At 71.3% G+C, this 26,236-nt stretch carries 22 protein-coding genes, 1 pseudogene and 1 riboswitch; of the genes and pseudogenes, 12 read left to right on the top strand and 11 right to left on the bottom strand.

Annotated features, from left to right (window positions below):
- Positions 1-52 precede the first annotated feature (52 nt).
- Positions 53-430 carry a recombinase family protein gene (locus ACOKM3_RS02670; RefSeq protein WP_426896463.1) on the top strand — a complete coding sequence of 126 codons (378 nt, stop codon included), beginning with the start codon at positions 53-55 and terminating at the stop codon, positions 428-430.
- Here the strand turns inward: ACOKM3_RS02670 and ACOKM3_RS02665 are convergent.
- Positions 405-1,574: an acyl-CoA dehydrogenase family protein gene (locus tag ACOKM3_RS02665; RefSeq protein ID WP_426896460.1), complete on the bottom strand. Its 1,170-nt coding sequence runs from the start codon at positions 1,572-1,574 to the stop codon at positions 405-407. The genes ACOKM3_RS02670 and ACOKM3_RS02665 overlap by 26 nt on opposite strands.
- 57 nt (positions 1,575-1,631) lie before the next feature.
- Positions 1,632-2,846, bottom strand: coding sequence for a CaiB/BaiF CoA transferase family protein (locus tag ACOKM3_RS02660; protein ID WP_426896458.1), 1,215 nt, complete (start codon positions 2,844-2,846; stop codon positions 1,632-1,634).
- A gap of 166 nt (positions 2,847-3,012) precedes the next feature.
- Between ACOKM3_RS02660 and ACOKM3_RS02655 the strand changes: the two genes are divergently transcribed.
- The 5 genes and pseudogenes from ACOKM3_RS02655 to ACOKM3_RS02635 all read left to right on the top strand — a co-directional run bounded on the left by ACOKM3_RS02655 (position 3,013) and on the right by ACOKM3_RS02635 (position 7,627).
- The gene (locus ACOKM3_RS02655; RefSeq protein ID WP_426896456.1) at positions 3,013-3,969 is read left to right on the top strand and encodes a LysR family transcriptional regulator; all 957 of its coding nucleotides are present in this window, start codon (positions 3,013-3,015) and stop codon (positions 3,967-3,969) included.
- Between the two features lie 103 nt (positions 3,970-4,072).
- Positions 4,073-4,312, top strand: a pseudogene (locus ACOKM3_RS02650) (alpha/beta fold hydrolase); the annotation flags it as partial.
- A gap of 223 nt (positions 4,313-4,535) precedes the next feature.
- A complete protein-coding gene (locus ACOKM3_RS02645; protein WP_426896455.1) occupies positions 4,536-5,885 on the top strand; it encodes an MFS transporter in 1,350 nt (449 codons plus the stop codon).
- Positions 5,886-5,918: 33 nt separating this feature from the next.
- Complete coding sequence (locus tag ACOKM3_RS02640; RefSeq protein WP_426896454.1) at positions 5,919-6,803, top strand: HTD2 family dehydratase; 885 nt, start codon at positions 5,919-5,921, stop codon at positions 6,801-6,803.
- The gene (locus tag ACOKM3_RS02635; protein ID WP_426896452.1) at positions 6,800-7,627 is read left to right on the top strand and encodes an HpcH/HpaI aldolase/citrate lyase family protein; all 828 of its coding nucleotides are present in this window, start codon (positions 6,800-6,802) and stop codon (positions 7,625-7,627) included. The genes ACOKM3_RS02640 and ACOKM3_RS02635 overlap by 4 nt, the downstream gene beginning before the upstream one ends.
- Before the next feature lies 1 nt (position 7,628).
- Here the strand turns inward: ACOKM3_RS02635 and ACOKM3_RS02630 are convergent, their stop codons facing one another.
- Entirely contained in the window at positions 7,629-9,104 is a 1,476-nt protein-coding gene (locus ACOKM3_RS02630; protein ID WP_426896450.1) for a DUF6056 family protein, read from the bottom strand.
- A 170-nt stretch (positions 9,105-9,274) separates the two neighbouring features.
- Between ACOKM3_RS02630 and ACOKM3_RS02625 the strand changes: the two genes are divergently transcribed.
- Positions 9,275-10,759: a glycosyltransferase gene (locus tag ACOKM3_RS02625; protein WP_426896448.1), complete on the top strand. Its 1,485-nt coding sequence runs from the start codon at positions 9,275-9,277 to the stop codon at positions 10,757-10,759.
- 21 nt (positions 10,760-10,780) lie between these two features.
- Here ACOKM3_RS02625 and ACOKM3_RS02620 read toward each other — a convergent pair whose 3' ends face one another.
- A complete protein-coding gene (locus tag ACOKM3_RS02620) occupies positions 10,781-12,247 on the bottom strand; it encodes a sensor histidine kinase (RefSeq protein WP_426896446.1) in 1,467 nt (488 codons plus the stop codon).
- Position 12,248: 1 nt separating this feature from the next.
- Positions 12,249-12,926: a response regulator transcription factor gene (locus ACOKM3_RS02615; protein ID WP_426906677.1), complete on the bottom strand. Its 678-nt coding sequence runs from the start codon at positions 12,924-12,926 to the stop codon at positions 12,249-12,251.
- Positions 12,927-13,171: 245 nt separating this feature from the next.
- On the opposite strand from ACOKM3_RS02615, the gene ACOKM3_RS02610 reads away from it, so the two are divergent.
- Together ACOKM3_RS02610 and ACOKM3_RS02605 are read left to right on the top strand one after the other, a co-directional pair.
- Positions 13,172-14,467, top strand: coding sequence for a glycosyltransferase family 4 protein (locus tag ACOKM3_RS02610; RefSeq protein ID WP_426896444.1), 1,296 nt, complete (start codon positions 13,172-13,174; stop codon positions 14,465-14,467).
- Between the two features lie 167 nt (positions 14,468-14,634).
- A complete protein-coding gene (locus ACOKM3_RS02605; RefSeq protein ID WP_426896442.1) occupies positions 14,635-15,150 on the top strand; it encodes a DinB family protein in 516 nt (171 codons plus the stop codon).
- On the opposite strand, the gene ACOKM3_RS02600 is transcribed toward ACOKM3_RS02605, so the two are convergent.
- The gene (locus ACOKM3_RS02600; protein WP_426896441.1) at positions 15,144-16,427 is read right to left on the bottom strand and encodes an amidohydrolase; all 1,284 of its coding nucleotides are present in this window, start codon (positions 16,425-16,427) and stop codon (positions 15,144-15,146) included. The two genes, ACOKM3_RS02605 and ACOKM3_RS02600, sit on opposite strands and share 7 nt — an antisense overlap.
- A gap of 163 nt (positions 16,428-16,590) precedes the next feature.
- Here ACOKM3_RS02600 and ACOKM3_RS02595 point away from each other — a divergent pair, with 163 nt between their 5' ends.
- A complete protein-coding gene (locus ACOKM3_RS02595; protein WP_426896439.1) occupies positions 16,591-17,442 on the top strand; it encodes an alpha/beta fold hydrolase in 852 nt (283 codons plus the stop codon).
- Positions 17,443-17,456: 14 nt separating this feature from the next.
- On the opposite strand, the gene ACOKM3_RS02590 is transcribed toward ACOKM3_RS02595, so the two are convergent.
- From ACOKM3_RS02590 to ACOKM3_RS02575, 4 genes are all read right to left on the bottom strand, one after another.
- On the bottom strand, positions 17,457-18,143 hold the full coding sequence (locus ACOKM3_RS02590; RefSeq protein ID WP_426896437.1) for a haloacid dehalogenase type II: 687 nt from the start codon (positions 18,141-18,143) through the stop codon (positions 17,457-17,459).
- Between the two features lie 107 nt (positions 18,144-18,250).
- The gene (locus ACOKM3_RS02585) at positions 18,251-19,042 is read right to left on the bottom strand and encodes an ABC transporter ATP-binding protein (RefSeq protein ID WP_426896435.1); all 792 of its coding nucleotides are present in this window, start codon (positions 19,040-19,042) and stop codon (positions 18,251-18,253) included.
- A complete protein-coding gene (locus ACOKM3_RS02580; RefSeq protein ID WP_426896433.1) occupies positions 19,039-20,175 on the bottom strand; it encodes a FecCD family ABC transporter permease in 1,137 nt (378 codons plus the stop codon). Before ACOKM3_RS02580 ends, ACOKM3_RS02585 begins: the two co-directional genes overlap by 4 nt.
- The gene (locus ACOKM3_RS02575) at positions 20,172-21,227 is read right to left on the bottom strand and encodes an ABC transporter substrate-binding protein (protein WP_426896431.1); all 1,056 of its coding nucleotides are present in this window, start codon (positions 21,225-21,227) and stop codon (positions 20,172-20,174) included. The genes ACOKM3_RS02580 and ACOKM3_RS02575 overlap by 4 nt, the downstream gene beginning before the upstream one ends.
- Positions 21,228-21,257: 30 nt before the next feature.
- A riboswitch (cobalamin riboswitch) is annotated at positions 21,258-21,399 on the bottom strand.
- Positions 21,400-21,497: 98 nt separating this feature from the next.
- Here ACOKM3_RS02575 and ACOKM3_RS02570 point away from each other — a divergent pair.
- On the top strand, positions 21,498-22,202 hold the full coding sequence (locus ACOKM3_RS02570; protein ID WP_426896429.1) for a hypothetical protein: 705 nt from the start codon (positions 21,498-21,500) through the stop codon (positions 22,200-22,202).
- A 157-nt stretch (positions 22,203-22,359) separates the two neighbouring features.
- A complete protein-coding gene (locus ACOKM3_RS02565) occupies positions 22,360-23,832 on the top strand; it encodes a PepSY-associated TM helix domain-containing protein (protein ID WP_426896427.1) in 1,473 nt (490 codons plus the stop codon).
- 61 nt (positions 23,833-23,893) lie between these two features.
- Here ACOKM3_RS02565 and metE read toward each other — a convergent pair whose 3' ends face one another.
- On the bottom strand, positions 23,894-26,227 hold the full coding sequence (gene metE / locus ACOKM3_RS02560) for a 5-methyltetrahydropteroyltriglutamate--homocysteine S-methyltransferase (protein WP_426896425.1): 2,334 nt from the start codon (positions 26,225-26,227) through the stop codon (positions 23,894-23,896).
- Between the last annotated feature and the right edge of the window lie 9 nt (positions 26,228-26,236).

The raw sequence follows: 26,236 nt of genomic DNA, 5'->3' as shown, positions 1-26,236 counted from the left end.
CCCTCGCGCGGCGAGGAATCCATTCTCCTCGAGCCACCTACAGGAGGCGCCCATGACCCCCCACTGCGAAACCGCTTCACCCGCCGTGCTGTACGTATGTGCGGACCGGTCCCCGGAAGTGTCAGGGACAGCCACGCAGTGCGCGCAGACCGAAGGCCGCGCGTTCGCCCAGGAGCGCGGTCTGACGATCGCCGAGGTCGTCACCGACACCTACGGGGAGCCCGATCCGGCCCGGCGCACCGGCTGGCGGCGGGTGCGGCAGCTGGTCCAGACCGGCGATGTCACCGCGGTCCTCGTCCGCTGGCCCTGCGCCATCGCGCCGGAGTCCGCGCACGAACTCCGGCACAGAGAGACCAGCTGGCTCCGGGACCACGGTGTGCGCGTGCGCTACACCTGGGCGCCGCTCACGCGTCCAGGCCCCCTCGCTTGACGAGCTGAGCCGCGATCACGTTCCGCTGGATCTCGTTCGTCCCCTCGCCGACGATCATCAGCGGCGCGTCGCGGAAGTAGCGTTCGACGTCGTACTCGGTGGAGTATCCGTAACCGCCGTGAATGCGGACGGCGTTGAGGGCGATCTCCATCGCCGCTTCGGACGCGTACAGCTTCGCCATCCCCGCCTCCATGTCGACCCGACGGCCCGCGTCGTACTCCCGGGCCGCGTGCAGGGTCAGCTGGCGGGCCGCGGTGAGCTTGGTGGCCATGTCGGCGAGATAGTGGCCGATCGCCTGGTGCTGCCAGATCGGCTTGCCGAACGACTCCCGCTCCTGCGCGTACGCGAGCGAGTCCTCCAGGGCGGCACGGCCGACGCCGAGGGCGCGCGAGGCGACCTGAAGACGGCCGGTCTCAAGACCCTTCATCATCTGGCCGAACCCCTTGCCCTCCGCCCCGCCGAGGACACTGCCGGCGGCGGCGACGTATCCGTCGAATGACAGCTCACAGCTCTCGACCCCCTTGTAGCCCAGCTTGGGCAGGTCGCGGGAGACGGTGAGCCCAGGACCGTGCTCGACGAGCAGGATCGAGATGCCCCGGTGGGTCGGCGTCGCGTCCGGGTCGGTCTTGCACAGCAGCGCGATGAGGCCGGAGCGGCGGGAGTTGGTGATCCACGTCTTGGAGCCGCTCACGACATAGGTGCCGTCGTCCTGGCGGCGGGCCGTGGTGCGCATCGCCTGCAGGTCGCTGCCGCCGCCCGGCTCCGTCAGCGCCATCGTCGCGCGCAGCTCGCCGGTGGCCATGCGGGGCAGATACGCCGCCTTCTGCTCCTCGGTCCCGTAGAGGGTGAGCAGCTTGGCGACGACGGTGTGCCCGCCCATGGCGCCCGCGAGGCTCATCCAGCCGCGCGCGAGCTCCTCGGTGATCAGGACATAGGCGGGCATGGAGACGGGGGTGCCGCCGAACTCCTCCGGGACGGCGAGCCCGTAGATACCCATGTCCTTCATCTGTTCGATGAGGGCTTCCGGGTAGGTGTTGGCGTGCTCCAACTCCTGTGCGACCGGCTTGACCTGCTTGTCGACGAAGTCGTGCACGGTCTCGACGACGAACCGCTCGTCGCTGTCCAGGGCGTCCAGGGTGCTCACGGGCCTTCTCCTCTGCTTGCTTGCTGTCTTGTCGCTGTGTCCGGGGGAGGGGGAGTGTCAGATCGCGCCCGCTGCGCGCAGGCCCGCGATCTGCTCGGCGGTGCGTCCCCGCTCCTTCAGGAGGCGTTCGGTGTGCTCGCCGAGGGCGGGAACCGGGTCCATCCGGGGATCGATTCCGGCCAGATCGGCCGGGGGTCGCAGCGCCTGTACGGGGCCGCCGGGCGTGCCGACCTCGTGCCAGCGCCCGCGTCCTGCGAGCACCGGGTGGTCGAGGAATTCGGCGACGTCGTTGACGCCCGCGTTCGCGATGCCCGCCGCGTCGAGCGCCTCGGCCGCGTCGCCGCCCTCGCACTGCTGGAAGCGCTCGGCGATGAGGACGTTCAGCTCGTCACGGTGGGCGACGCGGTCGGAGCCGGTGGCGAAGCGCGGGTCCGCGGTCAACTCGGGCAGCTTCAGGAACTGTTCGCACAGCGCGCGCCACTCGCGTTCGTTCTGTACGGAGATCAGGATCTGCTTGCCGTCCCGTGCGGTGTAGGCGCCGTACGGGGCGATGGTGGCGTGCTGGGTGCCGATGCGCGGCGGCTGGGTACCGCCGTAGCGGGTGTAGTTGGCGGGCTGGCCCATCCACTCCGCGAGCGCCTCGAACAGTGACACCTCCACCGCGCGCGCGACACCCGTGGTCGCGCGGGTGAACAGGGCGGTGAGGATGCCGGTGTAGGCGTACATACCGGCGGCGATGTCGGCGATCGACACGCCTGCCCTCGCGGCCTCCTGGGCCGTGCCGGTGAGCGAGACGAGACCGGTCTGGCACTGCACCAGCATGTCGTACGCCTTGCGGTCGGCCCAGGGGCCGCTGGTGCCGTAGCCGGAGACGGTGCACGGGATCAGGCGCGGGTACTTGGCGGCCAGCGTGGCCGCGTCGAGGCCCAGGCGGGCGGCGGCGCCCGGGCCCAGGTTCTGCACGAACACATCGGCGTCCGCGAGGAGTTCGTCGAGCAGTTCGCGCCCGGCCGGCGACTTCACGTCCAGCGTGAGCGACTCCTTGCCGCGGTTCAGCCAGACGAAATAGCTCGACTCGCCGTGCACCGTGGAGTCGTAGCGGCGGGCGAAGTCGCCGCCGTCGGGCCGCTCCACCTTGATGACGCGGGCGCCGAGGTCGGCCAATTGGCGCGTGGCGAAGGGGGCGGCCACGGCCTGTTCGAGGCTGACGACGGTGATCCCGGACAGGGGATGCTGCGGCGGTGCGGCGGCACGGTCGGTCGTCCCGGTCATGCGGTGACCTCCAGGAGCGGGGGTGGGCATGTGACGTGCACGGGGTGGCCGGCGGGCGGCCGTTCCGTGACGACTAACATCATGGGTCTTCATGGCAATGCTCGGGAAATAGCAAATTGTGATGCCGTCATGCGCGGCGCGGATGGCAGGCGAGGGGCGGGGCGCGATGGACATCAAACAGCTCAAGGCGCTGGTGACGGTGGCCGAGGTGGGCAGCGTCACGCGTGCCGCGACGGTCCTGCACCTCGTGCAGCCCGCCGTCACCCGCCAGATCCGCACCCTGGAGGAGGAGTTGGGCGTCCCGCTCTTCGAGCGGACCCGGCAGGGCATGCGGCCCACCGAGGCCGGAGCGGCCGTCGTGGAGCGGGCCCGGCGGGCGCTGCACGAGCTGGAGCGCGCCCGCGCGGAGGTGCGGCCCACGCCCGGCGAGGTGTCCGGCATCGTGACCGTCGGCCTGCTGGAGAGCACCCTCGAGCTGCTCGCGGAACCACTGGTGACGGCCATGCGCGAGGCCCATCCGGGCGTGCAGCTGCGGGTGATGACCGCGTACTCGGGCCATCTTCAGCAGTGGCTCGACGACGGCGACCTCGATCTGTCGCTGCTTTACAACCTCGACCGTGCGCCCTCCCTGAACGTACGGCCCCTGGTGCGCGAGCGGCTGTGGGTGGCGGCCCCGCCGGCGGCCGGGCTCCGGGCCGAGCGCCCCGTTCCGTTCGCCGAGGCGGCGGCGCGCCCGCTGGTGATGCCGACGTCCGGGCACGCGCTGCGCGCGCTCATCGAATCGGCCGCGGCCCGCGCGGGCGCCCGCATCGAGGTCGCGGCGCAGACGAACTCGATGCCCGTACAGAAACAACTCGCCCGGGCCGGACACGGCTGGACGATCCTGCCGGGCGTGGGCATCGCCGAGGACGTCGCGGCCGGCGAGCTCAGCGCCGCGCCGCTGTGCGAGCCCGCCGCGTGGCGCTCCATCGTGCTGGGCACACCCCGCACCGGCCGCACACCACCCGCCGTGAACGTCGTCGCGCAGGAACTGGTGCGCCAGGTCAACGCCGCAGTGGAGAACGGCAGGTGGCCCTCGGCTCGGCTCCCCGAGGCGGAGGACGGAGCGGCGGGGGAGCAGTGACATCAGCAGTGACCCCCAACGACCACGACACCTTCCACGAACAGCGCCCCAGGAGAACCATGCCGGACATCCACCAGCTCGAAGCCACCACGCCCGCGAGGGCTACTCCACACGGCAGTTCGCGGACGACGTGATCGCCGTGCTCGACGCCCTCGGGATCGAGCGCACCGACCTGTACGGCACCTCCATGGGAGCGCGACGCCGACGTGCGCCGCGCGCTGGCCGCGGCCACCTGCGCGCCAGCAACCGGCACGATGCATGGGACGCCCTGCCGCACATCACCGCGCCCACGCTCATCCTCCACGGCGACCAGGACCGGCTCACACCGCCGGACAATCTGCCGAGGCGGTTCTCGACTTCCTCGACAAGGCGCCGGGGTAAGGCCGTCCGCGGGGATGCGGCGCCTGCGGCCTCCCATGCTCCCGGCGCAGGGACTCCCATGCTCCCGACGCATGGGAGCATCACCATTTTCTATTGTTCCGCATCCCGCATCAGCGCTCATGATGAGTGGCGTTTTGAGCCGCCCGACCACCTCGTATCGAGCACTGAGTACGGAGACGCCACGGATGAGCAAGACACCGGCCCCCAGCCCACCCTCCCGCGTCACCGCGAACGTCGTGCGCGGCTGTCTGGGCAACCTCATCGAGTGGTACGACTGGTTCGCCTACGCCACCTTCAGCGTCTACTTCGCGCCGGTGTTCTTCCCGGAAGGCAGCCAGACCGCCCAACTCCTGTCCACGGCCGTAGTGTTCGCGGTCGGGTTCCTGATGCGGCCGCTCGGTGGCTGGCTGCTCGGCGCCTACGCGGACCGGTTCGGCCGACGGCGGGCGCTCACCCTCTCCGTGCTGCTGATGAGCGCCGGATCGCTCGTCATCGCCCTGTCGCCGGGACATGACGTCATCGGCCTGTGGGCGCCCGCCCTGCTCGTCGTGGCACGTCTGGCCCAAGGGCTGTCCGTCGGCGGCGAGTTCGGCTCCAGCGCCTCGTATCTCTCCGAGGTGGCACCGCCCGGGCGGCGCGGCTTCTACTCCAGCTTCCAGTACGTGTCCATCGTGCTCGGCCAGCTCTCCGCGCTGCTCGTGGCGATCGTCCTCCAGAACGTGCTCACCGAGGCCCAGTTGGCGAGCTGGGGCTGGCGCATCCCGTTCGTCGTCGGCGCGGTGGCCGGTCTCACCGTCATGTACCTGCGGCGCACCATGGAGGAGTCCGAGCACTTCCAGAAGGAACAGGCACGCGCCACCGACGGCGAACGCAAGGGGCTCGTCGCCCTGTTCAAGGAGTACCCGCGCCAGCTGCTCGCCGTGTTCGGCCTCGCCATCGGCGGCACCGTCGCCTTCTACACGTACACCACCTATCTGCAGAAGTACCTCGTGAACACCGCGGGCATCCCCAAGTCGACCGTGACGGTCATCGGCTTCGCGGCCCTCTTCGTGTACATGCTGCTCCAGCCGCTGGTCGGCGCGCTGTCCGACCGGGTGGGCCGCCGCCCCGTCATGTTCGGCTTCTCGATCGGCTGCATGGTGCTCACGGTCCCGGTGATGACCTTCCTGGGACACACCGGCAACCCGTGGGTCGCCTTCCTCCTGATGACCCTCGCCCTCGCGTTCGTCACCGGGTACTCGGCCCTCGCCGCCATCGTCAAGGCCGAGATGTTCCCCACCAAGGTGCGCGCCCTGGGTGTCGGCCTCCCGCACGCCCTCGTCACCGCCACCTTCGGCGGACTGACCGAGCCGATCGCGCTGGCCCTCAAACAGAACGGCCACGAGACCGTGTTCTTCTGGTACGTGACCGGATGCGTCGCCCTCACGCTGCTGGCCACGCTCCTCGTGCGCGAGCCGTCCCGCGACTCCCACCTGGAGACCGAACCGGGCACCTCGGCCGCCCCCGCCGAGCCCTCCGCCACGACCACGGCGTGACACCCGCCCCTCAACGGAAGGCAAATCCCCACCATGGAACCCGCCGCCTCCACACCCACCCTCGGCTCCTACGTGGAGTCCTGGGCGCCCTCCGCGACGACCGACGAGGACGCCCTGCCCCCGGGCCCGGCCGCCGCCCTCTCGGCCGTTCTCGATCTACCCGAACCGGCAGCGAAGGCGGGTGACGCCCTGCCCCCGCTGTGGCAGTGGCTGTACTTCCTGGAGTGGCCGGCGCAGAGCGAACTCGGCCCCGACGGACACCTCGCCGACGCCCGTTTCCTGCCGCCGATCCCCGATCGGCAGCGCATGTTCGCGGGCGGCCGTGTGAGCGTCGAGGAGCCGCTGCGCCTCGGTGAACCGGCCGAACGCGTCTGCGGCCTCGCCTCCGTCACACCCAAGAGCGGCCGCAGCGGCGAGCTGCTCTTCGTCACCGAACGCCGCGAGTTCCGCCAGGCCGGCCGCACCTGCCTCGTCGAGGAACAGGACATCGTCTACCGCTCAGGACGCAGCGCGGCGGCCGGCCACCCCACCGTGGCCGACAGCACGACCGTCCCGCACTCCGAGACCCCCTGGCAGCTGCGGGCACAGCCCGACGAGCGTCAGCTCTTCCGGGTGAGCGCGCTGACCGCGAACGCCCACCGCATCCACTACGACGCCCCGTACTGCCGCGACGTCGAGGGATACCCCGGCCTTGTCGTCCACGGACCGCTGCTCGCGCTGCTGATGCTGGACCTCGTGCGCCGCAACGCGCCCGAACGACAGGTGGGTTCGCTCTCGTACCGTTTGCACCGACCCGTCTTCGCGGGAGAACATCTGCTGGCCACCGGGACGCCGGCGGAGGACGGCCGGGGCGCCCAACTGGGCGTCGCCACGCACCGGGAGGCGCGGCACGCGTCCGCGGAGGTGACGTTCGTATGACGGGCGCTCCCAGTACCCGCGAGGCGATCGCGGCCGCGCGCAGCTTCCTCTTCGTCCCCGGCGACCGCCCCGACCGCTACGCCAAGGCGCACGCCTCCGGCGCCGATCTCGTCATCATCGACCTGGAGGACGCGGTCGCCCCGGCCGACAAGGACGAGGCCCGTACGCATGTCGCCGCCTGGCTGGCCGCGGGGCACCGGCCGGTCGTGCGTGTCAACGCCCCGGGCACTCCCTGGTCCGAGGCCGACCTGGCCGTGGCGGCGGAACACGGCTGCCCGGTGATGGTGCCCAAGTCCGAGGATCCGGCGGCCCTTTCGGAGATCGCGGCGCGAACGGCCGGCCGCTGCCCGCTCATCGCCCTCATCGAGACCGCGCGCGGGGTACTGCGCGCCCACGAGGTGGCAGAGGCGCAGGGCGTGGTGCGCCTCGGCTTCGGCAACGTGGACCTCGCCGCCGACCTCGGCGTCGCGCACGACGACCACCTCGCGCTGGCACACGCCCGGTCCCAGGTGGTGCTCGCGGCCGCGGCCGCCGGCCTGTGTCCGTCGGTCGACGGTGTCACCACGTCCGTACGGGACGCGGACACCCTCGACGCCGATGTCACGCACGGCCGCCGCCTCGGATTCGCGGGCAAGTTGTGCATCCATCCGGCCCAACTCCCCGCCGTGGCAGCGGGGTTCACTCCCAGAGACGCCGAACTGGCCTGGGCGCGATCCGTGCTTGCCGCGGGTGACACTGTCACCACCGTCGAAGGACAGATGGTCGACAAGCCCGTCCTGGACCGGGCCCGACGCCTCCTCGCCCAGGCCGGGCGGACGGGCTGAGTCACGGCAGCTTGTGGGCCTGCTCGATGTGTTGGACGCCGTAGTAGGTGGCAATGCAGGAAGCGGGCCACTTCGCCTTCCCGCCATGGCGGAACGGCTCGGTCATCCTGCTCTGCGGGAGCCGCTTGTACGGCAGGACCTGGGCGCCGGCCGCTGCCTGAGCGCGCATCCAGCGATCCTGCCGGTCCCAGTCGCGGGCATGCGTCTGCATGGTGGTCGCGAGGCCCGCGAGTGACACCGCCAGGGCGACGCAGACGGCGGCGTACAACAGGCCACCGGCCGCCAGAACGGGTGTCGTCCGCGGCACCCGGTCCCGCGCTGCGTGCCCGGCGAGAGTGCCGACGAACACCAGGAGCAGGAGGTAGAGCAGCAGGTAGTCGTTCCACAGGCGGGTCGACGACACCACGTGGTGCTTGAACACCGGGTACGTGATGGCCGTGCACACGTAGCCGGACACGAGCAGCGCGCCGACCCCCGCGACCAGGACCGGCCCGTACTTCCTCGCGGCCGGGACACGGCCCGCGACGCCCGGGGTGAGCACTCCCAGGATGACGCCCACGACGACGGCTCCCAGGTACCACCAGGTCGTGAGCACCGTCGCGGCGATCTCGCCGAATCCGTGCAGGGCGCCCAGCAGCGAGTCGGGGGTGAACAGCGTCGACGCGTGCTTGCGCTCGCGGCGGCGTGAGGCGCCGGGGGAGGTGTAGAGGATCAGCGTGCCGATCACGATGCTCGCGATGCCGGCCGTGCAGCACAGGCGGAGGAACCGCCGCCGTGCTTCCGGGAAGACACGTCCGCTGATCAGCAGCGCGCCCGCCAGGACGGTCGCGGCGACGACGCTCGTCTCCTCCGAGACGAGCCCCAGCGACACCCCCGCGAGGACGACGGTGCCGAGCGCGAGGTATTTGCCGCGCCGTGACGTCGCCCGCAGCGCCGGTACGGCCGCCGCGCAGGCGAACACCGGGGGCAGGGTGTGGGACACGGAGGCGGCCGGCCAGTAGAACGTCTTGTAGGTGTTGGGCGATCCGAAGAGGAACAGCGCCGTCACCATGGACGCCACCAGCAGCGGGACACCCCGGGGGACCCGCACCCGTACGGCGTGCAGGACGGCGGCTGTGAAGGCCCACAGGAGCGCGAGGACGAGCACGCCACTGACCGGTGCGAACCACTGCTGCCCCGGCTCACCGAAGCGCGCATACGCCCACACCAGCACGGCGTTGACGACCCGTCCGTTGTCGTGGAGGTAGAACTTCCCGACCATCGCGGCCAGTCCGCCGTCGTGGACCACCGGCAGGAAGCACCAGTCGTCCCCGCCGGTACGCACCAGGCGCGCGTTCCATGCGGCGAATACGAGCACGGCGAGCGGTAGGAGGGAGAGCAGCCCCAGCGGTGCGGCCGTCCGCCACCATGCCTTCCGCCATTGCGGCGGGACATCGGTGTGCTGGTCCTGAACAGCCTTCTCCGGTGCATGCACCACAGGCTGGCTCCTTCTGCGTCGAGTGTCGCCGGTCGGCCTGCTCGAAAGATAACGCGGTAGGGGTTTATCCCGGCGCGTTCGGCCGCGCCTTCTTACCGTTGTCTTGACCTGATGCGTCATGGTGGTGGCCGTAGTCGCAAATGCTGGACTCACACCTGCCGGGGTGGCGAATGGAAGCGTGCCAGATCTCAGTTGTCGTGCCGTGCTTCAATGAGGAAGAAGTGATCAACACATTTCACTGTGCGTTGACGGAGGTCCTGGAAGGGACGGGGCGCTCCTTCGAGATCTGTTACGTCGACGACGGCAGCCGCGACAGCACCCGTGCCCAACTCCGCGCTCTGGCGGCCGAGGACAACCGGGTTCGCTATACATCCTTCAGTCGGAATTTCGGTAAGGAAGCGGCCATGCTCGCGGGGCTGCGTATGTCCCGGGGTGCGGCCGTGGCCCTGATGGACGCCGACCTCCAGCATCCTCCGGGGCTGCTGTACCGGATGCTGGAACTGCGCCGGCACGGCTACGACCAGGTCGTCGCCCGCCGGGACCGCTCCGGCGAGGGGCTGCTGCGCAGGACCGTCAGCTCGGCGTACTACCAGGCCATGGGGCGCTGCATGGACGTGGATGTCGTCGACGGCGAGGGGGACTTCCGGCTGCTGTCGCGCCGCGCGGTCGACGCGGTGCTCGCCCTGCCGGAGGCGAACCGGTTCTCGAAAGGAATCTTCTCCTGGATCGGCTTCGACACCGTCAGTTTTACCTATCAGAATGTCAACCGTGCGGCGGGCCGGTCGAAATGGGGCGGCCGACGCCTCCTCAACTACGGGATCGACGGCCTGATCTCCTTCAACAGCCGTCCGCTGCGGTTGGTCATCTATGTGGGGCTGGGGCTCGCTTTCGCGGCGTTCGCCTATGCGCTGTGGATCGCCGCCAATGTCATCAGGCACGGAGTGGACGTACCCGGATTCGCCACGCTGCTGATCGTCATTGTGGCCCTGGGCGGAATCCAGCTCGCCACGCTCGGCGTCATCGGTGAATACGTCGGCCGGATCTACGGCGAGACGAAACGCCGCCCGCCTTATGTGGTGCGGGAGACCGAGGAGAATTCGCGCCGGGTGGGCACCGTGCCCGCGCCCGGAACCGAGCCTTCGCTCACCGTGGACGCGATCGTGCGACCGAAGGCGCCGGTTCGGGAAACGGCCGGACTGCGGACCTTGCGGCAGTTCCTCGTGTTCGGTCTGATCGGAATCGTCAACACGGCCGTGTACATGGCCGTGTACGTGTCGCTCAACCGCCTGATCCCCTATCTGGTCGCGCACGTCATCGGCTTCATGGTCAGCGTCGTCGGTTCGTTCCTGCTGAACAGCTACGTCACCTGCCGCACGAGGCCGACCTGGCGGGGCTTCTTCCGCTTCCCCTTGTCGAGCCTCGTGAACATGGTGTTCAGCGGCGCGCTCCTCTATCTCGGTGTGCACTCCCTGGGGATGGAGAAGAACATCACCGCGCTGGCCGCAGGCGTACTGGCCACGCCCCTGTCGTTCGTGATCGCCCGCTGGGCCATCGACTCCGGCGCCGCCCACACCTCGCGGCCGGAGCCCGACTGGGCGCCGCCGGTGAACGGTTCGGCCGAGCCGCTGCGGCAGAAGGAGCACCAAAGTCTGTGAGGTGACGAGGTGATCCGCGGCTCAGCCCTGGATCGCCTCGCGGGCCGTGAAGCCGATCACCGCTCCGCCGCCGTCCCGCCGCGCCGCGAACGGCACACCTCCGTGGGCCGCCGCCACCTCCCGCACGATGGAGAGCCCGAGCCCCGAACCGGGGCTGCTGCGGGCGGCCGGGGCCCGGTAGAAGCGGTCGAAGATGCGCGCCGAGTCGACCTCGGCGAGGCCGGGGCCGCGGTCGAGTACCTCCACGCGGACCCCGGCGCCCGGGATACGGGTGACGGCGATCTCGATGGGGGCGGTGCCGTCGGCGTCGAACTTGGCGGCGTTCTCCACCAGGTTGGTCAGGGCGCGCTGCAACTGAGTGGGGCGGCCCGTGATCGTCGAGTCCGGATCCGCGCGGACCGTGACCGTGCGGCCGGTGCGGCGGCGGGCCAGGACCGCTACGTCCTCGGCGATCTCCGCGAGCGACACCTCGACGGGCGTCTCGTCGTCCTGGTGGCCCGCCGCGAGATTCACCAACTCGTTGACCAGATCGGTCAGTTCGCGGGACTCGTCGGCGAGATCGGTCACCAGTTCGTCGCGGGACGCGGGCGGCAGCTCGTCGATGCGGCGCAGGAGGGAGATGTTCGTGCGCAGCGAGGTGAGCGGTGTGCGCAGTTCGTGGCCCGCGTCCTGGGCCAGGCGGCGCTGGTCGTCCTTGGACCGGGCGAGCCGGCCGAGCATCCGGTCGAAGGAGCGGCCCAGGCTGCCCACCTCGTCCCCGCCCGTGACCGGCACGGCCACATCGAGCCGCCCCGTCGACGCCACGTGTTCGGCGGTCTCGGCGAGGCGGACGAGACGCGAGGTGATGCGGCGCGCCAGCCACCAGCCGAACAGCCCGGCCGCGAGGACGACCGTGGCCGCGAACAGCAGGGTGCGCTTCTGCAACTCCCGCAGCAGGTCCTCGGTGTCGCTGAACTCCTGAGCCACCTGGACCGCGCCGCGCCCGTCGCCGAGCGCCACCGTCGCCATCCGGTACTCGTCGTCGCCGACCGGCACATCGTCGTCGTCGACATGGGCACCGGCGGTGTCCGCGTCGGCCGTCCGGCGGGCGTCGGAGTCGACCGGGAGCGGCGGGCTGCCCTTGTCGATCACCGTGCCGCCGGGGCCGAGGACCTGGACGTCGGTGCCGACGGGGCGGGTCAGGTCGTCGCGCGGGCCGTCGTGGTCCGGGTCGGCGGACGTGAAGTCCTCCGGTACCAGGGCCTGTTGGCGCACCTGCGCGCGCAGATCGTGCACGACCTCGTCGAACACGGCCTCCTGGTCGACGCGGACGAGCCGGGCGGCGGAGTCGTAGGACAGCACGCCGACCAGCGCGGTGACCCCGGCCGCGACGAGGGCGAACGCGATGGCGAGCGTCGTGCGCAGACTCCGGGCCCGCCACCGTCCGGGACGCCGGCCGTCGGGTACGGCCGTGTCCGCGCTGCTCCCCGCGTCCTCGCGGTCCCGCATCTCAGCCCTCCCGCAGGACGTATCCGACGCCCCGGACGGTGTGGATGAGGGGCGGGCCCTCGGGTTCGTCGACCTTGCGGCGCAGATAGCCCACGTAGACGGCGAGGTTCTTGGAGCCGGGGCCGAAGTCGTAGCCCCAGATGCGGTCGTAGATGGTGGCGTGGTCGAGGACGATTCCGCTGTTGCGGGCGAGGAGTTCGAGGAGGTCGAACTCCGTGCGCGTCAGCTCGAGTTCACGGGTGCCGCGCCAGGCGCGGCGGGCGGCGGGGTCGATGCGCAGATCGGCGACGCCGATGCGGTGGCCGGCCGACTCCTCCGGCAGCGGGGCCGTGCGGCGCAGGAGCGCGCGCAGGCGGGCGAAGACCTCTTCGACGTCGAACGGCTTCGCGACGTAGTCGTCCGCACCGGCGTCGAGCCCCGCGATGCGGTCGGGGGTCTCGACGAGGGCGGTGAGCATGAGGATGGGCGTGCGGTCGCCCTCGGCGCGCAGGACGCGGCAGACCTGGAGGCCGTCGACGCCGGGCATCATCACGTCCAGGACGAGGACGTCGGGGCGGGCACGGTGTGCGGCGGCAAGCGCCTCGACGCCGTCGGCGACGGCGGTGACGGTGTAGCCCTCCAGGGTCAGGGCCCGCTCGAGGGCGTGCCGGATCGCCCGGTCGTCCTCGGCGAGCAGCACGGAGGGCGCGGGCGCCGCGGACGACGGGGCGGCTGGTGAAACGGCTCGTTGCGACACATGCCCCAGTCTGCCCCCGTGGCCTGCCCGGATCGACCGCCCGGCCGCCGGACGGAGGGCTTCTTACCCGCCTCTCACCGGCGGGGGACGGCTCCCTTACCCACAGCACCCACTCTGTCACCGATATCGAGGGATGTCGGGAACGGTACGGGCCCGCACCGTCCGCCCGCCGAGGAAGGCATTTGCACATGAAGATCGCGTTCCTGCTGCACAACGCGTACGCCATAGGCGGAACGGTGCGCACCACGCTCAACCTCGCCGCCGCGCTCGTCGAGCACGGCGGCCACGAAGTGGAGATCGTCTCGATGTCCCGGCACCGGGCGAACCCCCGCTTCGCGGTCGACCCGCGGATCACCCTCGTACCGCTGGTGGACACCCGGGCGGACGGCGGGGACAGCCGCCTGGCCGCGTTCGGCAGTCCGGCGCGGGCCTTCCCGGCGGCAGAGAAGCGCCACAAGCAGTACACGCTGCTGCACGACCAGCGCGCAAAGGAGTACCTGGAGGAGCACTGCGACGCGGATGTCGTCATCGGCACCCGCCCCGGCATCAACGTGTACGTGTCCCTGTGGGGCCCGAAGCGTGCGCTGCGGATCGCGCAGGAACACCTGCGGCACGACGCGCACAGCAAGAAGCTGCGGGCCGTGCTGCGCCACCACTACCGCTCGCTCGACGCGGTCGTGACGATGACGGAGGCGGACGCGCAGGTGTACCGGCAGCGGATGCCGCTGCCCGGTGTCGGCGTCCGGTGCGTGCCGAACATCGTGCCGTCGTTCCCCGTGCCGCCCTCGGACGGCACGTCGAAGGTCATCGCGGCCGCGGGCAGACTCGCGGCGGGCAAGCGCTACGACCTGCTCCTCGAGGCCTTCGCCGAGGTGTCGGAGCGGGCACCGGGCTGGGAGCTGCGGATCTACGGCGCCGGGGGAGAGGAGCAGCGGCTGCGCGAGCTGGTCGCCGACCTCGGGCTCGGCGGCCGGGCCCGGTTGATGGGTGCGATCGCGCCGATCGAGCCGGAGTTCGCGCGGGCCTCGATCGTGGTGAGCGCCTCGGACGCGGAGTCCTTCGGGATGACGCTGGTCGAGGCGATGCGCTGCGGGGTCCCCGTCGTCTCCACGGACGCGCCGCTGGGACCCGGCGAGATCATTACGGACGGCGTCGACGGGCGGCTCGTCCCGGTCGGTGACGCGCGTGCGCTCGCCGCGGCGATGCTCGACCTGATCGGTGACGATGTGGGTCGCAAGGAGATGAGTACGGCCGCCCAGGAATCCGCGCACCGCTACGACCCCGAGCTCGTCGTGGCGCGCTACGACACCCTCTTCGAGGAGCTACGTGCCTCCCGGCGCGCCCGCGCCTGGCGGCGGTTCAGCGCGCGATCGGCCAACTGGGCCCGCAGGAAGGTCCGTTCCGTGCGCGGCGCCGACGGCACACCACACGGCGGACGCCGCCGCACCGGCTCCCCGCGCGCCGCGCGGCCCCGGCTGCCCTGACCCGCCCCGCACCCATGACCGTGGGGCCCCTCGGCCGCCGACTGCCGAGGAGCCCCTGCCTGAGACAGCGCCGAGCGACCGGTGGGTGTTACATGCACACGGTGCTCGTCCGCTCCGGCCGAAAACCCGCAGACATCCGGGGACCGGGCACGCTAGCGTCCGTGGGCATGGCCCCTTCACTCGAACGCCCTCCGTTCCAGGCCGACGAGCGCACGGCGCTCATCGGCTGGCTGGACCTCCAGCGACAGATCCTGCGGTGGAAGTGCGAAGGACTGAGCGAGGAGGACGCGCGCCGCAGCGTCGTCCCGACATCGCCCGCGATGACGATGGCCGGTCTCATCAGCCATATGCGCTGGGTCGAACACACCTGGCTGGAGGTGCTGTTCCTCGGCGGCGACGAGTCGGTGAACCCGTCCTTCGGCGAGTCGGACGAGGACGACGACTGGCGCACCGAAGGCATCACCCTCGAGCAACTGCTGGTCGCCTACGAGTCCCAGTGCGCCCGCAGCAACGAGATCGTGGCCACGGCCTCCCTCGACGACACGGGCCGCCACCCCAAGTACGGCGACGGCAAGATCGACCTGCGCTGGATGCTCATCCACCTCATCGAGGAGACCGGACGGCACGCAGGCCATGCGGACATCGTGCGGGAACTGATCGACGGGTCGAAGGGGTACTACTGACCGGCCCCGGTGCCCGGCTGACCCTCCTTGGCGCCCAGCCAGGTCAGCGCGGCGACGGTGAGCGCCTCCACGCCGGTGCTCAGTGTCGGCTCGATCTCTGGGGCGAAGTGCGGGGAGTGGTTGGCCGGCAGGTCGTCGAGCTTGCCGTCGCGCAGTGCGGCCAGAACGGTCTCGGTGTCGAGGCCGCCCCAGAACCAGAAGACGGTCGGCACTCCGATCGCCTCGCCGAACACCCCCACGTCCTCGCTGGCGTTGACCGGCGGCATGGGGATGATCCGCTGCTCGCCGAAGTGGCCGGCGAACGCGGCCAGCGTGGTGGCGGTGGCATCCGGGTCGCTGACGAGGGCGGGAACGCTCCCGGTCCAGGCGAGGTCGGGCTCGCGCGTGGCGCCTGCGGCCACGGCCTCGGCCCGCACGACGCGTTCGGTCGCCGAACGGAGGAGCTCGCGGGTGGACGCCGTGGTGGAGCGGATGTTGATGCCCAGCTCCGCGTCGTCGGGAATGATGTTGTCCTTGGTGCCGGCCTGCATGCGGCCCACCGTGACGACCGCCGTCTCGGACGGAGGCACCTCGCGGGCGACGACACCTTGCAGCCGGGTCACCACATGGGCGGCCATCAGGACCGGGTCGATGGCGGCCTCCGGGCGGGAACCGTGCCCGCCGCGACCGTGCAGGGTGACATCGAGGGAGTCCGAAGCGGCCATCACCGGACCGCTGCCATGGCCGATGAACCCGGCGGGCAGCGGTCCCACATGCTGGCCCAGCACGACCTCCGGCGTGGGGAAGCGTTCGAAAAGACCGTCGTCGACCATGCCGCGGGCGCCGCACCCGAGCTCCTCCGCGGGCTGGAAGACCAGCAGCAACGTGCCGCTCCACTGGTCGCGCGCGCCGGTCAGCAGGGCCGCCGCCCCGGCCAGGCAGGCCGCGTGCATGTCGTGCCCGCACGCGTGCATCACCGGCACGTCCTTGCCCTCGTGGTCCACACCGCGGGCGACGCTGGCGTAGGGCAGTCCGGTCTTCTCCTCCACCGGCAGCGCGTCGAAGTCGGCGCGCAGCATGACCACGGGGCCTTCGCCGTTGCGCACGACCCCGACCACGCCGGTCGTGCCGACGTTTTCTACGACCTCGTCGACACCGGCGGCCCGCAGACGACCCGCGAGCAGCTCGGCCGAGCGCGTCTCCTGCAGTGACAGCTCCGGGTGTTCGTGCAGGTCCCGGTAGAGATCGGCCAGGTCGCCCCGGATCTTCTCGAGCCCTGCGACAACCGCCTGAGTCATGATCCAACCTCTCTGCTCCGTCTGGTCGGTTCAGTGTCACCCACGGGGGCGGCGGGAGATCCGGCGCCGGGCCGTGTCGCCGCGCCCACCTGCCGCCGCCGCCCGTCTCGCGAGGGGCGAAATTGGATGGACCGCTCCCGACTCGGCGTGCGACGGTCCTGCCATGCCGAGCGAGTTCGAGTCACCCGAGTCCCCCTTCGGGCCTGTTGCGTCAGTCGAGTCCAGGGACGGTACGGCGATCGCCTACCGTCAGTTCGGTTCGGGACCGCCGGTGGTCATGGTCCACTGCTCCGGCGGCGGGCTGCACTCCTGGGAGCCGGTGGCCGAACTCCTCGCGGACCGCTACGAGGTGTGGACTCCCGTGCGCCGCGGCTACGCCCCGAGCGGGCCGGGCCGCTCACCCAAGAGCTTCGCCGACGAAGTGGCGGATCTCGACGCACTCATCACCGAGATCGGCCGCCCCGTGCACGTGGTCGGCATGTCCTACGGCGCCAACGTCGCCCTGCACGCGGCGGCGTCCGGCCTGCCGGTCCGCTCACTGGTGCTGTGGGAGCCGCCACTGTTCGCGGTGGGCGACGAACTGGCGCCCGTACTGGAGGAGTTCGAGCAGCTGACCGCGAAGGGCGAGCAGCGGCGCGCCGACCGGCTGCTCGCCGAGAAGGTGGCCCGCATCCCGGCGGCACTCCTGGACATGATGGACGCGGGCGAGTCCGACGGCACCGAGCCGGACACTGAACGAGACGCCGAGCCCGACGAGGCGCACGGCTGGTGCCGCGACCTCGAATCGCTGATCGCCGACTCGGCGGGCGTGGACCGCTGGACCGACGTCACCGTCCCGACCCTGCTGATGCGGGGCGCCGACACCTGGCAGCCGATGCCGGAGACCCTCGACCGGCTCGCGACGGCGCTGCCCCGGGTCACGTACACGACGCTCCCCGGCCAGATGCACTTCGCGCCGTCACTCGTCCCCGACGTCGTGGCGGCGCACATCGCCGGCTTCCTGCCGCGCACCTGAATACGGTCCTGCCGTCACGCCCCGATCAGGGCGGCGAGCCCGGCCAGATCGTCGGCGTACAGGTCGAACCGGTCCGAGGGGGCGGGCGGGTCGCCGACGGGACGGGCGACGTAGGCCGTGCGCAAACCGAGAGCCTGCGCCGCCCGCAGGTCCCAGGCGTGGGCGGCGACCATCAGGAGCCGCTCCGGCGGTCGTCCGGAGACGGCGACGGCCAGTCGGTAGACGGCCGGGTCCGGCTTGTAGGAACGGGCGTCCTCGGCGGACAGCGCCTGGTGCCAGCGCAGTCCGGCGTGGGAGTTGAGGCCGAGGAGCGCCGTCCGGCTCGCGTTGGACAGCCCGATCAACGGGTACCGCTCGGCGAGCCGGGCGAGTCCTGCCACCGTGTCCGGCCACGGCGGGAGCCTGCGCCCCGTCAGGGCCAACTCCGCCACCGCGGCCGGATCGTCGACCCCGGCGGCATCGGCGACGAGCCGGGCGGCCTCCAGATCGAGGGCGTCGCTCGCGAGGTGGGGCCGCCCGCCGTCGAGCACGCTCTGCTGCTCGCGCTCGATGTGCTGCTGCCACAGCGCCAGGAGCTTCTCGACGTCGGGGTCGCCGATGGCTGGGGCGAGGCGACGAATGCCGGCGCGGATCCCGGCGGGCTCGTCGACGAGCGTGCCCAGCACGTCGAACACGAGGGCATCGATCTGTGGCTCTGACATGAGATCCGACATGGGCGAGGGTCTCCCGGACGAAGCAGGGGCGAGGGACGGGTTATTGACCGAACGCCTCCGGCATCTCCCGGGATTCCCGAATCGCACGGACCGCCCTATCGAGAACCTCCTTCGTCGTCCGGCAGATACGTCACCTGCGGCCGACGCGTGCGCGGGTGGACGGCGACCTCGGCGGACACCTCGTAGACCTCGGAGAGGAGCCGTGGTGTGAGGACGTCGCCCGGTGGGCCCGCGGCGACGACCTCGCCGGCTCGGAGTACGTACAGGCGGTCGCAGTAGTGGGCGGCCAGGTTGAGGTCGTGGAGGGCGACCAGCACCGTGGTGGGCAGGCGGCGCAGGGCCGAGAGGATCTCCAACTGGTGGCGGATGTCGAGGTGGTTGGTGGGTTCGTCCAGGACGAGAAGCGACGGTTGCTGGGCGAGGGCCCGTGCGATGAGGACGCGTTGGCGTTCGCCGCCGGAGAGGTGGTCGAAGGGGCGGTGGGCGAGGTCGGCGGCGTCCACGGAGGCGAGTGCCGCCTCGATCAGGTCGGCGTCCTCGGCGGTGTCGCCCGCCAGCAGGCGCTTGTGCGGGGCGCGGCCCATCGCGACGACCTCGCCCACCGTCAGGTCCACGTCGGCTCCGGCGTCCTGCACGACTGCGGCGACGGTTCGGGCCAGCCGGCGTACCGGAAGCGCCCACGCGTCGGCGCCGTCCACCCGCACCGTGCCCGTGTCCGGGCGCAGTACCCGGTACACGGCCCGCAGCAGCGTGGACTTGCCGCTGCCGTTGGGGCCGACGAGGCCGATGGTCTCGCCCGGGCGGGCGGTCAGCGAGACGTCGTCGACGAGCCGCCGGGCGCCCGCGGTGAGCGTGACACCCTCGACGTGAAGATCGGCCGCCGTCATCCGACACCTCTCGCGTTCCTGCGCCGCGCGTCCCGTCGCATCAGCCACAGGAAGAACGGCCCTCCGCACAGCGCCGTCAGCACACCGACCGGGATCTCCATGGGCGCGGCGACCGTCCGCGCCGCGATGTCCGCCCACACGAGGAAGACCGCCCCGCCGAGCGCGGCCGTCGGCAGCACGCGCCGGTGGTCGCCGCCGACGAGCAGGCGCACGATGTGCGGCAGCATCAGGCCGACGAAGCCGATCGGCCCGGCCGCCGCGACCAGCACACCGGTGACGAGCGAGACCAGGACGAACATGCGGGCGCGGAAGCGGGCCACGTCCAGGCCCATCGTCGTGGCGGCCTCCTCGCCCGCGAGCAGCAGGTTCAGGTTCGGCGCCTGCACCATGAGGACGCCGATCCCGAGCAGCAGGGCAAGACCCGGCAGCCACAGCGAGTTCCAGGACACCCCGCCGAGGCCGCCCAGCGTCCAGGCGAGGACCGTACGTGCCTCGTTGCCGCGGTCCGTGGTGAGCAGCAGCAGGTTGAGCAGCGCGCTGAGGATCGACGCGACCGCCACACCGGACAGGATCAGGCGACCGGACGTGATGCGGCCGCCGGTGCGTGCGGTGGCGTAGACGAGGACGAGTGCGCCGAGCGCGCCCGCGAACGCCGCCGCCGACAGCGACATCGCCCCGAACACACCGACCCCGAACACGAGGACCGCGACCGCGCCGAGCGAGGCACCGGAGGAGACGCCGAGAAGGTACGGCTCGGCGAGCGGATTGCGTACCAGCGCCTGCAGAGCGGTGCCGACGACCGCGAGTCCGGCCCCGGTCGTCGCGCCGAGCAGGACACGCGGCGCGCGCACGTCGAGCACGATCGTCTCCCGCGCCCGCGACCAGTCCGCGTCCCCCCACCAGTCGGCGCCGAGCGCGTGCGTCACGATGCCCCACACCTCACCGGGCGGCACGTGCACCGAGCCGATGGCGAGTCCGGCCGTGAGGGAGACGACGAGCAGTGCGGTGAGCAGGAACAGGGTGGCGGTGAGTCTCGCTCCCTGCCCAACGTGCCGTCGACGCGCGCCAGTTGACTGTCTGCCACCTGGTCGTTGGTCGACCGGTTCCTTGTCGCCCACGACGGACGCCGTCACTTGAAGCTCTCCGGGTGCAGTCCGCGCGCCAGACCCTCCACCGCGTACGCCGACCGGACACCCACCAGGGTCGCGGTCAACGGCAGCACGACGAACCGCTTGTGCTTGATGGCGGGGACGTCCGCGAGCGCGGGCTGCGAGAGCAGGTACCGCTTCTTCTGCTCCACGCTCTTGTCGCCCGCGTAGTCGTAGATCGCGATGGCCTCGGGCCCCCGGTCGACCACCTGCTCCCAGGAGACGTCGCCGAACACATCGTCCAGATCGGCGAAGACATTGCGGCCGCCCGCCTCGTGGATCAGGTGCGTGCCCAGGCTTCTGCCGCCCGCGGTGAAGGCGGACTTGTCTCCGCTGTCGTACACGAACACGGGGACGTCCGGTTCGTCTTGGACGGCGGCGCTCGCCTTCTCGACCCGGTGGCGGAGGTCGGAGACGAGGGCGTCGGCGCGGTCGGGGACCCCGAAGATCTTGCCGATGGTGCGTATCTCGGCGTAGGTGTCCCGCATGGTCACGTTCTTCTCGCCGCAGTACTCGCGGTTGAGGTACGTGTCGATGCCCGCGTCGGCGAACGCCTTGCGTGAACGGCCCTCCTTCTCGGCGAATGCGCTGGAGTAGCCGCCGTAGACGAAGTCGGGTTCGGCTTCGAGGACCTTCTCGAACGAGGGCGCCCTCGCCGACAGCTTCGGAACCGACGCGTAGTCCTTGCGCAGGCTCGGCAGGACGGCCGAGTCGGGGAACGCCGTGCCGACCATGCGGTCCTTCAGGCCGAGGGAGAGCATGAGTTCGACGGGGTGCTGATGGATGGTCACCACGCGCGAAGGCGGCTTCTCGTACGTCGTCCTGACGCCGCAGTCGTCGATGGTGACGGGAAAGCCCTTGGTGATCGACGACTGCGGGCCGCCGGCGCGTTCGGCGGCCGACCCGGACGGGCCGCAGCCGGCGGCGAGCACCGTCGCCGACAGCGCGGCGAGGGTGGCCCCGAAGCGCACGACGACACGCCGTCGTCGCACCCGGGGGAGGGAAAGGGAAGGGGGACGGCATGGACCGTCGTACACGTGAAGCCTCCTACGGAGTCCGCGCTCCTCGGAATAAGCCCGCGACGGGTCAGTGACCTGACTCCCGCGCAGCGCTGGCTCGCGCTGCCCGGTCACAGTGGCGGGACCGTGCCGGATTCGCACCGGCTTCCTGTCTCCCGTCGCGGCGATGACCAGGCGATAGTACGCAGTGGTGGGCGAAAGGCAAAGGTGAAGCAAAAGCGGGCGGACGGTGGGGGAGTTGACCACCTGCCGGTGATCACCGGTCGACGGATGCCAAGATGGACCGCCATGACTACAGGCTGGGATGCCCGCGCCGGACGGGCCGCGGTGTTCGCGGCCGTCTGCGTGCTGCTCACAGCACTCGCGCACACGCTCATGTCCGGTGACACCGTGCCTTGGTGGGCGTTGGCCGCAGGCCTCGTGGTCATCGGTGGGGCGGCTTGTGTGCCGGCCGGGCGTGAGCGTGGGCTCCTGCCGGTCGTGGGTCTTGCCGTGGCCGCACAGGCGGCACTTCATCTCTTCTTCTCGTGGGCGCAGGTCTTCGCGCACCCGGCGGCGTCCGGCGGTTCCGTCGCGGGCCGGTGGCTGGACCAGGTGCTGTGCCGTGTGCCCACGGCTTCCATGCCGGCCGACCCCATGGGCGGCATGAGTGGCATGCATGGCATGGCCGGCATGGCGGACATGCCCGAGATGGAATCGCACGGTCATGACATGGGCGGCATGTCACCGTCCGGCATGCTCGTGGCCCACCTCCTGGCTGCCGTGCTGAGCGGACTCTGGCTCGCGTACGGCGAGCAGGCCGCGTTCCGCATCGCGAGGTCCTTCGTCGGGCGGATCGTCGCGCCCTTGAGGCTCCCGCTCCGCCTTCCCGCTCCGCCGCACCGGCCGCGCGTCCAGGTCCGCCGCACGCGGCGCGACCGTACGCCCCGTGACCTCCTCCTCGCCGACACGATCACCTCCAGGGGCCCGCCCGCAGGGGACGCTGTCGCCTGACGACAGCCGGTTCACCCGAGGCTGCGCCGCACCCTCGGGCATCGGCCGTGCGCACACCCGCGCGGCCGAGTCCCCATGCAACGCACCGGATCCGGATGTGCCCAGGGCCGAACGGCCCGCGCCCGGACTCCGTGCTGCCCGAAACTGGAGGACCACGTTGTCCCTCACCTCAGAAACCTCCGACACCTCTGAACCGCGCCCAGCGGAACAGACCGAGCACGCACCGCCGTCGCCGCCCGTCGAGCGGTCGACCTGGGCGTCGCTGCGCCCGCTGGTGCTGCGACTGCACTTCTACGCCGGGGTGTTCGTCGCCCCGTTCTTGTTCGTCGCCGCGGTCACGGGCCTGCTCTACGCGGGCTCGTTCCAGGCCGAGAAGATCGTGTACGCCCATGAGCTGAACGTCCCCGTGGGCAAGTCCGAGCTGCCGATCGCCGATCAGGTCGCCGCCGCCCGCAAGGCTCATCCGGAGGGAGACATCAGCGCGGTACGGCCTTCCCCCGAGGCCGGGGCGACGACCCGAGTCATGCTCTCCGGTGTGCCGGGAGTCGACGCCGACTACACGCTCGCGGTGTTCGTGAACCCGTACAACGGGGAGGTGCGCGGCGCCCTCGAACAGTACGGATCGACGGGCGCGCTGCCGCTGCGCACCTGGATCGACGAGCTCCACCGCGACCTCCACCTCGGCCAAGTGGGCCGCCTCTACAGCGAGTTCGCGGCGAGCTGGATGTGGGTGATCGCGGGCGGCGGCCTCGTCCTCTGGTTCGGCAGGCGCCGTTCCCGTCGCGCGATCCGCGGCGCGACCGGCCGCAGGCGCACCCTGTCGCTCCACGGCTCGGTGGGTGTCTGGGCGGCGCTCGGACTCTTCTTCCTGTCGGCAACGGGCCTGACCTGGTCGACGTACACAGGGGCGAACATCACCGACCTGCGTGCCGCGCTCGGCCAGACGACCCCGACCGTCTCCGCGACCGTGACTCCAGGCGGTGAACACGCCGGCCATGACATGGCCGGTATGGAGGGCATGGAAGGTATGGAGGGCATGGACATGGGCGGGGCCGGCGCCGAGAAGGGCGGGGGTGACGTCGGCCTGAACGCGGTGCTGAAGTCGGCCCGCGCCGAAGGCCTCTCGAACCCCGTGGAGATCGTCCCGCCCGCCGACTCCTCCTCGGCGTACGTCGTCCAGCAGATCCAGCGGAGCTGGCCGGAGAAGCAGGACGCCGTCGCCGTCGACCCGGCGAGCGGCGAGGTCACGGACGAGGTGCGGTTCGCGGACTACCCGGTGCTCGCCAAGCTGTCCCGCTGGGGCATCGACCTGCACACCGGCAACCTGTTCGGCCTCGTCAACCAGATCGCCCTCGCCGCCCTCGCCCTGGCGGTGGTGCTCCTCATCGTGTGGGGGTACCGCATGTGGTGGCAGCGCGGGCGCGGCTCCGCCTTCGGCCGGCCCGTCCCGCGCGGAGCCTGGCAGCACGTGCCGCCGTACGTCCTGGTGCCGTTGATGGCGGTGATCGCGCTGCTCGGCTACTTCGTGCCGCTGCTCGGCGTCCCGCTCGCGGCGTTCATGCTCTGCGACATCGCGCTCGGCGAGATCGCGTACCGGCGGGGAAAGCGCACGTACGCGCCCACCGCCTGATGTGAGCCGGTGCGCGCCCTGCCCCTGGTGCCGACAGGTGCACCAGGGGCAGGACCGCGCATCAGGGTGCGGTCCGCCCGAGCTCCTCACGGACCGTGCGTGCGGCGGCAACCAGGTGTTCCAGGGAGGCGCGGGTCTCCGGCCAGCCGCGGGTCTTCAGCCCGCAGTCCGGGTTGACCCACAGCCGCTCGGCCGGGATGGCCTCAAGTCCCGTACGCAGCAGGGCGACCGCCTCGTCGACGCTCGGAACGCGCGGCGAGTGGATGTCGTACACGCCCGGACCGGCTTCGCGCGGGTAGCCGTGAGCGGCGAGCTCGTGGGCGACCCGCATGTGGGAACGGGCGGCCTCCAGACTGATGACGTCGGCGTCGAGGTCGTCGATGGCCTGCACGATGTCACCGAACTCGGCGTAGCACATGTGCGTGTGGATCTGCGTGTCAGGCCGGACGCCGCAGGTGGTGAGGCGGAACGCCTCGGTGGCCCAGGCGAGGTAGGCCGCGTGGTCGGTGGCGCGCAACGGGAGCGTCTCGCGCAGCGCGGGCTCGTCGACCTGGATGACCGAAGTGCCGTTCGCCTCAAGGTCGTTGACCTCGTCGCGCAGGGCGAGGGCCACCTGTCGGGCGGTGTCACCAAGTGGCTGGTCGTCGCGGACGAAGGACCAGGCGAGCATGGTGACGGGACCCGTGAGCATGCCCTTGACGGGGCGGTCGGAGAGCGACTGGGCGTACGTCGCCCAGCGCACGGTCATCGGCTCGGGGCGGGAGATGTCACCCGCGAGGACCGGCGGGCGGACGTAGCGGGTGCCGTACGACTGGACCCAGCCGTGCTGGGTCGCCAGGTAGCCGGTGAGCTGCTCGGCGAAGTACTGGACCATGTCGTTGCGCTCGGGCTCGCCGTGCACGAGCACGTCGATGCCGGCCTTCTCCTGGAAGGAGACGACCTCACGGATCTCGTTCCTGATGCGGTCCTCGTACCCCGCGGTGTCGATGCGTCCGGCCCTCAAGTCGGCTCGGGCGGCGCGGAGTTCGCCGGTCTGCGGGAACGAGCCGATGGTCGTGGTCGGCAGCAGCGGCAGGTTCAGGAGGGCCCGCTGGGCGGCGGTCCGCTCGGTGTACGGCTGCGAGCGGCGCCCGTCGTCCTCGGTGACGGCGGCGGCGCGCCTCCGCACCGCCGGATCGCGCGTGATGGGCGAGGTGGCGCGCGAGTTCAACGCGGCGCGGTTGGCAGCGAGTTCGGCCGAGACCACGCCGGTTCCCCGGGTCAGGCCCTTGGCGAGGGTGGCGACCTCGGTGGTCTTCTGGCGGGCGAAGGCGAGCCAGCGCCGGATCTGCGGCTCGATGTCCCGCTCCACGGACGCGTCCAGCGGGACGTGCAACAGCGAGCAGGAAGCGGCCACGTCGACGCGCTCGGCGAGCCCGAGCAGGGTGCCGAGCGTGGCGAGGGACCGCTCCAGGTCGTTGACCCAGACGTTGCGGCCGTCCACCACGCCGGCGACGAGGCGCTTGCCGGGCAGGCCGCCGGCGGCGGCGAGTTCGTCGAGGTTGGCGGCGGCGGAGCCGGTGAAGTCGAGGGCGAGGCCGTCGACGGGGGCCTTGGCGAGCACCGGCAGGGCCTCGCCGAGCCGGTCGAAGTACGAGGCGACCAGGAGCTTCGGGCGGTCGACGAGGGCGCCGAGGTCACGGTAGGCGCGGGCGGCGGCGTTCAGCTCGGCCGGGGTGCGGTCCTGGACCAGCGCGGGCTCGTCGAGCTGCACCCAGGTGGCACCCGAGGCGCGCAGGTCGGTGAGGACCTCGGCGTATACGGGCAGCAGCCGGTCCAGCAGGGTGAGCGGATCGAAATCGTCCGCCACGCCCGGGGCGGGCTTCGACAGGAGAAGATAGGTGACAGGTCCGACCAGCACCGGACGACCGTCAAGGCCCAGGCCGAGGGCTTCTCGCAGCTCTGCGACCTGCTTGCCGGAATCGGCGGTGAACACCGTGTCAGGACCCAACTCCGGTACCAGATAGTGGTAGTTGGTGTCGAACCACTTGGTCATCTCCAGCGGAGCGACGTCCTGGGTGCCGCGGGCCATGGCGAAGTACCCGTCCAGGGCGTCCGCCGCGACGGCGGCCCGGTGGCGCTCGGGCACCGCCCCGACCATCATGGTCGTGTCCAGGACGTGGTCGTAGTAGGAGAAGTCGCCGGTCGGCACCTCGTCGATGCCGGACGCGGCCAGGTCCTGCCAGGTGGCGCGGCGCAGTTCGGCGGCGGTGGAGCGGAGAGTGTCGGCGGCGACGCGGCCCTTCCAGTAGCCCTCGATCGCCTTCTTCAGTTCGCGGTTCGGGCCCTGGCGGGGGTAGCCGTACACGGTGGCCCGTGCGGCTGCGGTCTTTGTGATCGCGGTCCTGGTGGTCACGGAAATCTC

Origin of the sequence: Streptomyces nidicola (assembly GCF_050106155.1) — a bacterium.
Taxonomy (GTDB): domain Bacteria; phylum Actinomycetota; class Actinomycetes; order Streptomycetales; family Streptomycetaceae; genus Streptomyces.
Note: the sequence above shows the minus strand (reverse complement) of the source record. Positions and strands in the feature narration are given on the sequence as shown.